The sequence below is a fragment of the Pseudarthrobacter sp. MDT1-40-2 genome (assembly GCF_059383595.1).
On the sequence record NZ_JBWZCL010000001.1, the window covers coordinates 202,940 to 215,553 of the forward strand.

10 protein-coding genes and 1 riboswitch are annotated in these 12,614 nt (G+C 64.7%); all 10 genes read right to left on the reverse strand.

The features are described 5' to 3' along the window. Positions 1 to 9 precede the first annotated feature (9 nt). The 10 genes from AC50X5_RS00950 to AC50X5_RS00995 all read right to left on the reverse strand — a co-directional run bounded on the left by AC50X5_RS00950 (position 10) and on the right by AC50X5_RS00995 (position 12,317). Positions 10 to 1,074, reverse strand: coding sequence for a hypothetical protein (locus AC50X5_RS00950; protein ID WP_494974327.1), 1,065 nt, complete (start codon positions 1,072 to 1,074; stop codon positions 10 to 12). Positions 1,075 to 1,081: 7 nt separating this feature from the next. After that, a complete protein-coding gene (gene nadD, locus AC50X5_RS00955) occupies positions 1,082 to 1,741 on the reverse strand; it encodes a nicotinate-nucleotide adenylyltransferase (RefSeq protein WP_494974328.1) in 660 nt (219 codons plus the stop codon). Between the two features lie 11 nt (positions 1,742 to 1,752). Then, positions 1,753 to 1,992: a hypothetical protein gene (locus tag AC50X5_RS00960; protein WP_494974329.1), complete on the reverse strand. Its 240-nt coding sequence runs from the start codon at positions 1,990 to 1,992 to the stop codon at positions 1,753 to 1,755. 172 nt (positions 1,993 to 2,164) lie between these two features. After that, positions 2,165 to 3,433, reverse strand: a complete 1,269-nt coding sequence (locus AC50X5_RS00965) for a glutamate-5-semialdehyde dehydrogenase (RefSeq protein WP_494975194.1) — start codon at positions 3,431 to 3,433, stop codon at positions 2,165 to 2,167. Positions 3,434 to 3,584: 151 nt separating this feature from the next. Next, entirely contained in the window at positions 3,585 to 4,730 is a 1,146-nt protein-coding gene (gene proB / locus AC50X5_RS00970; protein WP_494974330.1) for a glutamate 5-kinase, read from the reverse strand. Then, the gene (gene obgE, locus AC50X5_RS00975; RefSeq protein WP_494974331.1) at positions 4,723 to 6,318 is read right to left on the reverse strand and encodes a GTPase ObgE; all 1,596 of its coding nucleotides are present in this window, start codon (positions 6,316 to 6,318) and stop codon (positions 4,723 to 4,725) included. Before obgE ends, proB begins: the two co-directional genes overlap by 8 nt. Before the next feature lie 112 nt (positions 6,319 to 6,430). Beyond that, positions 6,431 to 6,694, reverse strand: a complete 264-nt coding sequence (gene rpmA / locus AC50X5_RS00980) for a 50S ribosomal protein L27 (RefSeq protein WP_009372867.1) — start codon at positions 6,692 to 6,694, stop codon at positions 6,431 to 6,433. Positions 6,695 to 6,755: 61 nt separating this feature from the next. Beyond that, positions 6,756 to 7,061 (reverse strand): 50S ribosomal protein L21, encoded by a 306-nt coding sequence (rplU, locus tag AC50X5_RS00985; RefSeq protein WP_463937905.1) that lies wholly within the window; start codon positions 7,059 to 7,061, stop codon positions 6,756 to 6,758. A 339-nt stretch (positions 7,062 to 7,400) separates the two neighbouring features. Continuing rightward, positions 7,401 to 8,969 (reverse strand): bifunctional hydroxymethylpyrimidine kinase/phosphomethylpyrimidine kinase, encoded by a 1,569-nt coding sequence (locus AC50X5_RS00990; protein ID WP_494974332.1) that lies wholly within the window; start codon positions 8,967 to 8,969, stop codon positions 7,401 to 7,403. After that, a riboswitch (TPP riboswitch) is annotated at positions 8,960 to 9,057 on the reverse strand. Its footprint overlaps the gene before it by 10 nt. A 77-nt stretch (positions 9,058 to 9,134) precedes the next feature. Beyond that, on the reverse strand, positions 9,135 to 12,317 hold the full coding sequence (locus AC50X5_RS00995) for an Rne/Rng family ribonuclease (protein ID WP_494974333.1): 3,183 nt from the start codon (positions 12,315 to 12,317) through the stop codon (positions 9,135 to 9,137). Positions 12,318 to 12,614: the final 297 nt, after the last annotated feature.

Here is a 12,614-nt window from a genome sequence, read left to right on the forward strand (position 1 = left end):
AACGACGCTTTAGCGCGTCATACCGCTGATGATGAGAACGAGTCCTGCAACAAGTGCCAGGGCACCAAACGCAAGGACACCGTATTGGATGTACTTCATCCGCTGTGCGCGGGCCAGTCCAGCCGTGGCGGCGTCCAGCGGCTCCAGCCCGTAGGCGCTACTGGCAGCGATGGGCGCCTGTTCCTCGAGAAGTTGCGCGGCAGGCAGTTCAGGCTCGGGACGGGAAGCTGACGGGTCCTGGGCTGCGGGGCGATCCGCGGCCCGGGCGGCGGCCTCCGCACGGGCAATGACCCAGGAACGTTTGCTGGAAGTTTCCGCTTTGCTGACGTCCGACCGCGCCAGCTTGGGCCCGGACTGCGTCACCACCGGAACGTACGAGGTAGCAGGAGGCTTCATCACTGGCCGGTCCACGCCAGGAACCTGGACAAACTCCAACGGGGTAACCATTCCAAGATTGCTGGCTTCAGCGGGATCGGAACGGACCGGGGTTGCGGAATCCGGATCCGCCGGGCGCTGATGGTGAACGTTCCTGCGGTTAATGACAGCGGCCCGCTCAGCCAGGGCCAACTGCTCCTTCAGGATCTCCGGATCCACAGTTTCCGGATCCGCCGCGGAAGACTGTTCCAGCCGCTGCAGGTGACTTTTTGCCTGCTCCGCGAGGTCTGAACGGGCGGCGAGGGCCTGCTCAACGGTCATTCCGCCGGCGGCTGGCTGTGGCTTCCGGCCGGGAGCCCGCACTACCGGTACTGCCGACGTCGAACTTTGTTCCTGCAACTGGCGCAGGCGCATCTGGCGGCGCGTGGGCGGCCCCGTGCTGAGCTCCGGCTCTTCCCTGTCCTGCTGTTCCTTCATGGCACGAAGGGCTGCCCTGTCGCGGGCACGGACCTGAGAGGAGCGCTCCCCTCCACGCTCCGGTACGGAATCCATGGGGTTGGCGGATACCCGGCGGACCCGGTCCGTACGCGGCGGGGGCGCTTGCTGCTGCCTTGATGTCAGGCCGGATTCGGGCGCGGCCTCGGCTCGGGCCTGCCGCAGTTCGCGACGGCTCCGCAGTGGTGGCTGTTCCTGACTCATAACAAACTCATTCAGTACTGGCGGATTCGGCGGACGTTTCTGGCTGCTGTTCAATTGCGGATTCCCCATCCGCATATAACCCATACTTTGCGATGTACTGCACCACCCCGTCCGGCACCAGGTACCAGACAGGATTGTTCTCTGCGACGCGTGCCCGGCAGTCCGAGGAGGAGATGGCCATGGCCGGGACCTCCAGGAGACTGACGTCCTTGCGTCCCATCCCGTCCAACACGTGGCCGGGACGGGTCACTCCCACAAAGTGCGCCAGCGACCACAGCTCGTCAATGTCCTTCCAGGACAGGATCTGCGCCAAAGCGTCGGCACCCGTGATGAAGAAGAGGTCCGCATCCGGGCGCTGGCTCCTGAGGTCCCGCAGGGTATCGATGGTGTATGTCGGACCGGGACGGTCCACATCGACCCTGCTCACCGTGAAGCGGGGATTCGACGCCGTGGCGATCACCGTCATGAGGTACCGGTGCTCAACGGAGCTGACCCGTTTGTGCGACTTCTGCCAGGGCTGCCCGGTGGGAACGAAAACTACCTCATCCAGACCGAACTTTGCCGCCACCTCACTGGCGGCAACGAGGTGCCCGTGGTGGATGGGATCGAAGGTTCCACCCATCACGCCCAGCCTCAGCCGGCCCGTTCCACTGCCTTTGGGAAGCACTATGGGAACGTTCAGTGTCCCTGGCCGTGATCGTGCTTGTTGGGGTGCTGGCGGTGCGGGTCAGCGTGCTCCTCAACGGCGGCGTGACGGTTCCCGAGGTTGGAATAGGACCAGGTGATGAACAGGAGGACCAGCATGAAAGCAAACATGACCAGACCAAAGACCAGCGGGTCAGCCCACAACGGGGCCAGTTCCTCGTGTTCGGCCTCGCCTGCGGCGGCAACGGTCATGGCGATCTGCTCGAGCAGCATGTTCTCCCCTAATGTTCAAGGAACTTCGACGGCGGATGATTCAGCCGTTCCGGACTTCTGTACTATGTTACTCCCCGCGGGCTCCCAACCCTCGCTTCGCTCAGGTCGGGCCCCTCGCCGGCGTGGGCCCCAACCAGCTCCCAACCCTCGCTTCGCTCAGGTCGGGCCCCTGCTACCCTCGGACCTGGCCTTCGCCCTGCACGATCCACTTGGTGGTGGTCAGTTCGGTCAGGCCCATAGGACCACGGGCGTGAAGCTTTTGGGTCGAGATGCCCACCTCGGCACCCAGGCCAAGTTCGCCGCCGTCGGTAAAACGCGTGGAGGCGTTGACGATCACAGCAGCGGAATCCACTTCGGCAATAAAGCGCTCGGCGTTGGCGAGATTGTTCGTAACAATGGCTTCCGTGTGGCCGGTGGACCATGTGCGGATATGCTTCACGGCGTCATCGAGGCTGTCCACCATGGCTACGGCAAGGTCCAGATCCATGTACTCGGTGCCCCAGTCGGTGTCCGTGGCGTCCTCTGCAGTCACGCCGTCGGGAAGGTTCTCACGGATCCTCTGGTCAACGTGCAGCCTGACGCCGGCACTGGCAAGCGCCTTTGCGACGGCGGGAAGCACCGTAGACCCGGAGTGCACCAGCAGCGTCTCCACGGTGTTGCAGACGCTGGGCCGCTGGGTCTTGGCGTTCAAAAGGATGTCAACGGCCATGTCCTCGTTCGCGGACTCGTCCAGGAAGATATGGACGTTGCCTTCGCCGGTCTCGATGACGGGGACAGCGGAATTGGTGACGACGGTCTGGATCAGCTCGCGGCCGCCGCGGGGAATCAGGACATCGACCTTGCCGCGGGCCCGCATGAGCACGTTGGCGCCGTCGCGGCCGTACTGGTCGACGGTCTGCACAGCATCGGCAGGCAGGCCAACGGAATCCAGCGCGCCACGGAGCACATGGACAAGGGCTTCGTTTGTGGCGGGGGCCCCCCCCCCCCCCCGCAGGATCACGGCGTTGCCGCTCTTGAGTGCCAGGCCGGCGATATCCACCGTTACGTTGGGGCGGGCCTCATAAATGGCTGCCACCACACCCATGGGCACGTTGACCTGGCGCAGGCGAAGGCCGTTGGGGAGGGTCTGGCCGCGCACCACGTTGCCTACGGGATCAGGCAGGTTGGCAAGATTCTCCAAGGCAGCGACGAGGCCGTCAATCCGTGCATCACTCAGGGTCAGGCGGTCCAGCATGGCCGCAGACGTGCCGTTGGCCTTGCCGGCACGCACGTCCTGGGCATTTGCAGCGAGGATGGACCCCTTATTCTCCACGAGAGCCTTGCCGATGGCGCGGAGTCCGCGGTCCTTCCACGCCCGGTTGGCACGGGACATGGGACGCGACGCCTTACGGGCACGATCCGCCACCGCGTGGACTGCCGCCTCAACGCCTGCGGCATCCATCGGCGCGCTCTCCGGGGCGGCCGCGTCGCCGATGGCACCATCAGCAATGGCGGCGTCGGAAACAGCAGCGTTGGATTTAGCAGCGTCGGATTTGGCGGCGTTGTGGTGGGTCAGTGCCTCAGTCATGGTTCAAGTTTAGCGAGCCTCTCGCTTAGAGGAGCACCAGGTCGTCAACATGAACAACTTCGCGATCATAGCCACGCCCCAGGGCCTGGCCCAGATCTTTGGTGGAGCGGCCCAGCATCTGCGGAAGTTCACCGGCAGAGTAGTTAACCAGGCCACGGGCAATGACAGTGCCGTCCGGTCCCGCCATCTCCACGGCATCCCCGGCTTCAAAGTCCCCGGACACACCGGAAATGCCAGCCGGCAGCAGCGAAGTGTGGCGGTCGCGCACGGCCTTGACGGCGCCGGCGTCGAGCACCAGGCGCCCATGGACCGACGCGAGGTGGGCCAGCCAGAGAAGCCGAACAGGCTTCCTGGCGCCATTCACGGTAAACCAGGTGCCGACGTCTTCCCCTGCCAGCGCCTTGCCGGCGTTGGCAGTGGAGGTCACCAACGCGTGAATACCGGAGCCGGCGGCGATCGTGGCGGCCTCGACCTTGGTCATCATGCCCCCGGTGCCGACTCCTGCCCTTCCGGCCGCGCCAATGGAGACACCTTCCAGGTGCTGCGGTCCGGCAACCAGAGGGATTCTGCTGGCGCCCTTCGACGGCGGACCGTCGTACAGGGCATCGACGTCGGAAAGCAGCACCAGGGCATCGGCACGTACCAGGTGCGCTACGAGGGCAGCCAGGCGGTCGTTGTCGCCGAAGCGGATCTCGTGGGTGGCGACGGTGTCGTTCTCGTTAACCACGGGAACGACGCCAAGGTTCAGGAGCCGGTCCAGGGCGCGGAGCGCGTTGGTGTGCTGGCTGCGGCGCATGAGGTCGTCTGCAGTCAGCAGGACCTGGCTGACTGTCACACCGTGCGCTCCGAAGGCGTGTGTGTAGCGCGCCATCAGGAGCCCCTGCCCCACGCTGGCCGCGGCCTGCTGCGTGGCAAGGTCGCGCGGCCGCTTGGCAAGGCCCAGCGGTGCCAGTCCAGCGGCGATGGCACCCGAGGACACCAGGATGATCTCAGTGCCGCTGTTCCGCTTGGCAGCGAGGGCATCGGCCAGCGCCGTAAGCGCTTCTTCGGATATGCCGCCCTTGATGCTGGTCAGGGATGACGAACCGACCTTCACCACAATCCGGCGCGCGCTGGCCAGCACACTGCGGTCTATTGCTGCGGGCTGGCTGGCCAGGGCGGGGCTAGGCATCGTCTTCCGAGGCCAGTCCGCTCTCTCTGAGCGGCTGGTTGGCGGACCGGCGCTTGCTGACCGATTCGGTCCAAATGCCCGCTTTGCGTTCGGTCTCGAGTTCCGCGCGGGCGGCGGCCTTTGCGTCCTTGCGTTCCTGCTGTTCCTCGCGCTTCTGGCCACGCGTGGGGCGGTCGCCGATGTCGGCGAAGCGGATGTCCGTGCCTCGAGGCGAGGCGGCAAGGAGTTCCGCACCGCCCATCATGGTGGGCTCCCAGTCGAAGACGACGCCGTCATCCTCACCGATTACCACGGCATCGCCTGGCTTGGCACCCTGCTTGAAGAGTTCGTTTTCCACGCCGAGCTTGGCCAGCCTGTCAGCGAGGTAGCCAATGGCTTCCTCATTGGTGAAGTCGGTTTGCTTAACCCAACGGACAGGCTTTTCACCAATCACGCGGAACAGCGGTTCCAGGTTCTGCTCTTCGCGGCGGATGCGGAATCCTGCAGCATTGACGGCACGCGGACGCAGCACCGGCGGCTGGACCTTGGGCGGTGCAGCTGCCAGGTTCTCGCGGGCCGTCTTGACAATCTCTGCCATCGCGAAGCCGAGCTGGCGGAGGCCCTCATGGCTGGTGGCAGAGACTTCAAAGACGCGGTAGCCGCGCGCTTCCAGGTCCGGGCGGACAAACCCGGCCATGTCGCGGCCGTCCGGAAGGTCCACCTTGTTTAAGGCCACCAGCCGGGGGCGCTGGTTCAGGGGTACCACTTCGCCGTCCGTGCCGGCGTAGCTCATGTCAACGGCGTACTTCTCAAGCTCTGCTTCGATGATGGCGAGGTCCGCAAGCGGATCTCGGTCCGATTCCAGCGTGCCGCAGTCAAGGACGTGCACCAAGGCGGCGCAGCGCTCAACGTGACGGAGGAAGTTGTGCCCCAGTCCTTTGCCTTCGCTGGCGCCCTCAATCAGTCCGGGAACGTCCGCGATGGTGAAGCGGACCTCGCCGGCCTGCACAACACCGAGGTTGGGGATCAGCGTGGTGAACGGGTAGTCGGCAATCTTGGGGCGGGCTGCAGACATCGCAGCGACCAGGCTGGACTTTCCGGCTGACGGGAAGCCCACCAGGGCGATGTCCGCAATGGACTTCAGTTCCAGGATGATGTCACTGGACTCGCCTTCGATGCCCAGCAGCGCAAAGCCGGGAGCACGGCGCTTCTGCGAAGACAGGGCAGCGTTGCCCAGGCCTCCGATGCCACCGGCAGCAGCAACGTACTCCATGCCGGGGCTGACCAGGTCCGCCAGGACGGTGCCGTCCTTGGCTTTGACCACAGTGCCTTCGGGGACGGGGAGGATGAGGGTTTCACCGTTCTTGCCGCCGCGCCAGTCGCCCATGCCCGGCCCGCCGTTGGTGGCGTGACGGTGGGGTGCGTGGTGGTAGTCAAGCAGCGTGGTGGTCTGGGGGTCGACGCGCAGGATGACATCGCCGCCGTTGCCACCATTGCCGCCGTCGGGACCGCCCAGAGGCTTGAACTTTTCACGGTGTACAGAGACGCACCCATGGCCGCCGGTACCGCCGGATACGTGCAGTACTACCCGGTCTATAAAGCTGGCCACGTGGATCTCCTCTTGCTGTTTCCGGACGTCAGGAACGCCAAGATGATTGTAATGCGGTTAAAAGAACAGTGGAGCGGACCAATGGTCCGCTCCACCGCAACAGATCTGGTTGTTACTCTGCAGCTGCAGCAGCAACGATGTTAACAACGCGGCGACCGCGGCGGGTACCGAATTCAACGGCTCCCGGGGTCAGTGCGAACAGGGTGTCGTCGCCGCCACGGCCTACGCCTGCACCCGGGTGGAAGTGGGTGCCGCGCTGGCGGACGATGATCTCGCCTGCGGAAACGACCTGGCCGCCGAAGCGCTTTACGCCGAGGTACTGGGCGTTGGAGTCACGACCGTTGCGAGTGGAGCTCGCGCCTTTTTTATGTGCCATTTGATATGCCTGCCTTAGGAATTCTGGGAATCTGAGGGGAAACCTGAACGAGTAACCGAAGTTACTTGATGCCGGTGATCTTGACCTTGGTCAGTTCCTGACGGTGACCCTGGCGCTTCTTGTAACCGGTCTTGTTCTTGAACTTCTGGATGACGATCTTGGGACCACGGAGGTCTTCAAGGATCTCAGCCGTAACAGTCACCTTGGCCAGGTCCGCGGCAGCGGAAGTGACCTTGTCACCGTCCACCAGAAGCAGCGCGGGCAGCGAAATAGTGCTGCCGGCTCCACCGGGGACGCGGTTCATGGTAACGAAGTCTCCAACGGAAACCTTCTCTTGGCGGCCACCTGCGCGGACAATCGCGTACACTGGGGAACTCACTTCTCTCGACGTCATTACTAAATTTGCGTGCGGAACCTGGACTCAAAGTGGTCGGTTCCCGCTGTGCCTCAACGCCGTGGATTCCCCGGGGGGACCCGTGAGCTATTACCTGGACTTGCCGATTGGCTGGTCCGGGGAGTCATAACCCAAGTGTTGGCGTAAGCACCGAAGATCCAGTTTACGCTAAATCTGGCTCCGGCCGCAAATGAGGCTGGTTCCGGGCTGTACCGTACAAATCACTAAGCAATTTCTCTCAGCAATGCTGAACGCACATCCGGAACCGTGCCTGACTATCCTACCCGTACGCACAGGACATGTCCGCCAGGCTCAGGCAAACCGGCGCGGCGCGTCGAAGAAGTCCACCTCGAACCGGCATGACTGGGTAAAGGCAGCCAGCATGGCCGAGCGGTCGGCCGCAGATCCGTTCCTTCCCGCAGCGTCGGCGATGGCAATCGCCTGCCGGGTGGCTTCGGCGAAAGCTTCGTCCGCGTAGGTACGGAGCCAGTCTGCATACGGATGTCCCGCCGGTGATTCGGCTGCCAGGAACTGACCGTGGAGACGCTCCCCCACTTCCGCATACAACCAGAAGCACGGCAGCACCGCTGCCACCAGGACGCCGTAGCTGCCAACGGACGAGGCCGCCAGAAGATGATCGACGTAGCTTTTGGTCACCGGACCCTGGCCCGTGGGCGACGGGCGGCCAGCCAGCCAGGTCCTGTGCAGCTCCGATTCGACCTCAAGGCAGCTCAGCGCCGAGCGCGCCCAGAACATTTGCTCCGCCTCTGTGGGCGCCAACGCGCTTGCCCGCGACAACACCCGCGAGTAGCCGTTCAGGTACAAGGAGTCCTGGCTCAGGTAATACGCGAAGTGCTCCTCGGTCAGGGCTCCGGACGCCAGTTCCCGGATAAAGTCCAGTGCGTAGATATCGTCCAGGTAAGGCTCCGCTTCCCGCCGGAGAAGGTCAGAGAAACTGCCGGGCAGGTCAGTCCCCGCGCCGTCTGCACCCGCAGGGACGAGGTGGTGAAAGTGATGGACGGGGCCCTTTCCACTTCCGACGGCGAGGCTGCCGCCCCCGGCAAGCGCCCCTTCCAGCCAAGGTTTGACCACCGCCAGCGCTTCCTCCCAGTTGCCTAGCCTCGCCATCACGGTGGCCATGGCGGAGGACAGCGAGCAACCCGTGCCATGGCTGTTATTTGTGGCAATCCGGCGCCCCTGGAACTCCACGACCTCCGAGGACAGCAGCCCTGCACTGTTGACGAGGGCGTCAGGGCAGGTACCGCCGTCGAGGTGTCCGCCCTTGACCAGGACCGTGGCTCCGCTGGCCGTGGATAGGCGCTTACCCTGTTCCAGTGCGCCCGCCCAGTCCTGTGCGGGCTCCTCCCCCAGGAGAATTGCCAGTTCCGGAAGGTTGGGCGTGACGAGGTCCGCAAGAGGCAGCAGCCTGAGCAGCGCTTGCTCGGCCTGTTCCTTGAGCAGCCGGTCCCCACTGGTGGCGACCATGACAGGATCCAGGACCACGACGGCGGGACGCACCTTCCGCAACCACTCCCCGACCACCGTGACCACTTCCTCCTCACCCAGCATGCCGATCTTGACGGCATCAATGGTGATGTCCTCGCTGATGGCGTCCAACTGCTGCGCCAGGAACGACTCCGGCGGTACGTGGATGCCCCGGACGCCGCGTGTGTTCTGTGCGGTGAGCGCCGTGATGGCGGCCATGCCGTAACCACCGTTGGCCGCGATGCTCTTCAGGTCAGCCTGAATTCCGGCGCCGCCGGATGGATCCGAACCCGCGATGGACAGCACCCGGGGAATCGAGTGCCTTGGGGGCTGACTGGACGTGCCATTGCTGGCTGTGCTGGTTGACGTTGCAGGCAGTATGAATGACGAAGTCACGTGGACATCCCTTCGCCGGTGCTAACCGGACAGGTTCAACGGGTCTTATCTCAGCCGGCTCCGATGCCTGGCACCCCGTGTCAGTACTACAGCCTAACGCAGACGAAAAAGGGCCCGGTCCCGCGGCCTGCAACCGCCGGGACCGGACCCTTCACTCAGTCAGCGCTAGAGCTCAGATGCCGGTACGCCCACGCCCAGGATGATCGGCTGGGAGGCATCAGGCTTGCTGGCCTGAGCAGCTGCCGCAGAGACCGGAGCCTTCGCTTCATGGCTGTGTGAACCTGTGGCAGCGGGAGCAGGCGCGTGCTGCTCTACGCTGGTCTCGTTCGCTGCACCCTGCGCACGGCTGGCACTGCGGTTGCGGCGCGGACGGCGTGAGCGTGACGGGTCTGCTGCTTCGGGAGCGGCAGCGGCTGCCGGAGCAGCGGACACCGTGCGGGCGCCAGTTGTCTCGGTGACCTTTTCGGCTGCAGGTTCACCCAGGTGGGCGAACGCTTCGGCGAGGCTGTCCAGCGTGAGCTTGGGCTGCGGCTGTTCCTCGTCCGTGTGGGCGACCGAAGGCAGTGCAACCTTCTCGCCGCCGAACGTCAAAACAGCGGCGGGAGCAGCGACCGGAGGCTGGGGAGCCGTGGTTTCAGGTTCCCGTGTTTCGCGCACCGTTTCAACAGCGGCCGGCGCAGCTGCCGGAGCCGCGTGTTCCTGGTCATGCTGGTGGGCAGCATGTGCGGCGGCGGCGATGTTGGCAAGTGCCGCGCGGGTTGCCTCGGCTTTGGCGTGGCGCTCGGCGTCGTTCGGTTCGGACTGAACCGTGTGCACCACGGCCGCCGGTGCTGCAACGTCAAGCTGCTGGCCGCCGCGTCCGCGACGGCGCTTACGTTCGCCCCGTGCAGGCTGTGCCTCAATGCGGGGTGCCTCGCTGCGCTGGTTGTCGCTGCGGAACGCGTGGTGGTCAGCAGCCACAACATTGGCGCGGCGGTGCTCCACAGGTTCGTCGTGCGTGACTACACCCCGCCCTGCGCAGACCTCACACTGCTCACCAAAGACTTCCAGCAGACCGGTGCCCATGCGCTTGCGCGTCATCTGGACCAGGCCCAGTGATGTGACCTCAGCGACCTGGTGCTTGGTGCGGTCACGGCCCAGGCACTCCACCATGCGGCGCAGCACCAGGTCCCTGTTGGATTCCAGCACCATGTCGATGAAGTCGATCACGATGATTCCACCAATGTCGCGCAGGCGCAGCTGGCGAACCACTTCCTCGGCAGCTTCGAGGTTGTTCTTGGTGACTGTCTCTTCCAGGTTGCCGCCGCTGCCGGTGAACTTGCCGGTGTTGACGTCCACCACGGTCATGGCTTCCGTGCGGTCAATCACCAGCGAACCGCCCGAAGGCAGGAAGACCTTGCGGTCCAGGGCCTTGGCAATCTGCTCGTCGATCCGCCAGGCAGCGAAGATGTCCTGGTCCTGGGTCCACTTCTCAAGGCGGCCCACCAGGTCCGGTGCCACGTAGGTCACGTAGGCCTCGATGGTGTCCCAGGCCTCCTCGCCGGACACGATCAGCTTGGAGAAGTCCTCGTTGAAGACATCGCGGACAACCTTGATGGTGAGGTCAGGTTCTCCGTACAGCAGCTCCGGGGCCAGGACCTTGGTGGACTTGGCCTGTCCTTCAATGCCCTCCCACTGCGCACGGAGGCGGTTGATGTCGTGAGTCAGTTCCTCTTCCGAGGCACCCTCGGCAGCAGTCCGGACAATCACCCCGGCATTTTCGGGCAGCCGGTCCTTGAGGATCCGCTTGAGGCGGTTACGCTCGACGTCGGGCAGCTTGCGTGAGATGCCCGTCATGGATCCACCGGGTACGTACACGAGGTAACGGCCCGGAAGCGAAATCTGGCTGGTCAGGCGGGCGCCCTTGTGGCCTACCGGATCCTTGGTCACCTGGACCAGGACGGTGTCGCCGGACTTCAGCGCGTTCTCGATCCGGCGCTGCTTGCCCTCAAGGTTGACAGCTTCCCAGTTGACTTCACCGGCGTACAGCACGGCATTGCGGCCGCGTCCGATGTCCACGAAAGCAGCTTCCATGGAGGGCAGCACGTTCTGTACCTTGCCCAGGTACACGTTGCCGATCAGGGAATCCTGCTGGGTCTTGGACACAAAGTGCTCGGCCAGAACGCCGTCCTCAAGGACGCCGATCTGGATTCTGTCGTCGCGCTGACGCACGATCATCTGGCGGTCCACAGACTCACGGCGGGCCAGGAACTCGGCCTCGGTGATGACGGTGCGGCGGCGTCCGGTGTCGCGCGATTCACGGCGGCGCTGCTTCTTTGCCTCCAGGCGGGTTGATCCCTTGACGCTGGTGACGCGGTTGTTGACGGGTGCCTCGCTGACGGCGCGGGGCGCACGGACGCGGGTCACGGTGTTGGGCGGATCGTCATCCTCGCCACCAGTCAGTTCGAGGTCCTGGTCGCCACGGCGGCGACGCCGGCGACGGCGTGACGTCACACCGTCTTCAGCTGTGGCGCCTTCACCTTCGGCTTCATCCTCGGAGCCCTCGCCTGCCGACTCACCGTCTTCATCACGGTCGGCACGTCCCCGGCTCCGGCGCCCACGGCTGCGGCGGCGGCGCCGGCTGCTGGAATCCTCACCGGCCTCGTCGTCGTTCTCGTCCTGCTCTTCGGCTTCGGCCTCGTCCTCGACAGGTGCGGGGCGCACCACGGCGCTGAGGTCGGGTGCCTGGAAAAGCACCGATGCCGGGGCAGGTTCCAGGAACAGTGAAGTAAACGGATTGGCAGGAGCTTCCGCATCAGCTGCCGCAGGGCTTTCGGCCCCGGCGGCAGGCAGGGCCTGGTTCGGAGCTTCCTGCACGGCAGGTTCTTCCGGGGCAGACACCGGAGCTACGGGCACCTCGGCGGCCACGGGTTCCTCGGCGACAGCGGGTGACGCGGCCTTGCGCGTCGCTGCCCGACGGCGTCGTACCGGCTTCTCCGGGACGTCCGCTACAGGTGCGGCTGCTTCTTCAACCGGCACGTCCGCTGCTGTGTTCACGGCCGATTCCTGAGCCGCTTCCGGCGCAACGGCCTCTTCTACAGCTGCTTTGGCGCGCGGGGCGCGCGTGCGGCGGACTGCTTTTGCCGGCGCTTCAGCGGGGGCGGCTGCCTGGCCGGCAGGTTCAATAGCTTCAGCGGGGGCGGCTGCCTCGCCGTCAGTTTCGACTCCATTCGCTTCAGGAGGAACAGCGGCCGCGGCTTTGGCCTTGGGCGCTGCCTTCTTCCGCGTACGGGTAGCCTTCTTGGCAGTTTCCCCTGCGTCCATTGCGGCCGATGCTTCGTCAACGGCTAATACCTGGTCATTATCCATATGTGGCAACACTCCTGCCCCTGACGTACCGCCACATCCGGCACCCATTGGGGCACATATTGTCAAAACCCGCAGGCGTTGACAGAAGTCAATTGGATGCTCCCAGGTTCGCACCGGCAGTGGGGTGCGGCAGCCCGTGAGAGCCGGCGGCTTTGCCGTTGAACCTGTTGTTCAACCGGTATCTACAACCGGCCACAACAGGTGCCTTCCAATGGCATTGCATGGCGCCGGGATTGAATGATCCACGGGCTGCCTGCCCATCATTGGCGGTCTTGGAGACAAGTCACCGGACCGGAG

What these genes read in the sequence shown, in the direction of transcription:
- AC50X5_RS00950 (WP_494974327.1), bottom strand. Translation starts at nt 1,074, where the DNA reads ATGAGTCAGGAACAGCCACCACTGCGGAGCCGTCGCGAACTGCGGCAG.
- AC50X5_RS00960 (WP_494974329.1), bottom strand. Translation starts at nt 1,992, where the DNA reads ATGCTGCTCGAGCAGATCGCCATGACCGTTGCCGCCGCAGGCGAGGCC.
- AC50X5_RS00965 (WP_494975194.1), bottom strand. Translation starts at nt 3,433, where the DNA reads ATGGATGCCGCAGGCGTTGAGGCGGCAGTCCACGCGGTGGCGGATCGT.
- proB (WP_494974330.1), bottom strand. Translation starts at nt 4,730, where the DNA reads ATGCCTAGCCCCGCCCTGGCCAGCCAGCCCGCAGCAATAGACCGCAGT.
- rpmA (WP_009372867.1), bottom strand. Translation starts at nt 6,694, where the DNA reads ATGGCACATAAAAAAGGCGCGAGCTCCACTCGCAACGGTCGTGACTCC.
- AC50X5_RS00995 (WP_494974333.1), bottom strand. Translation starts at nt 12,317, where the DNA reads ATGGATAATGACCAGGTATTAGCCGTTGACGAAGCATCGGCCGCAATG.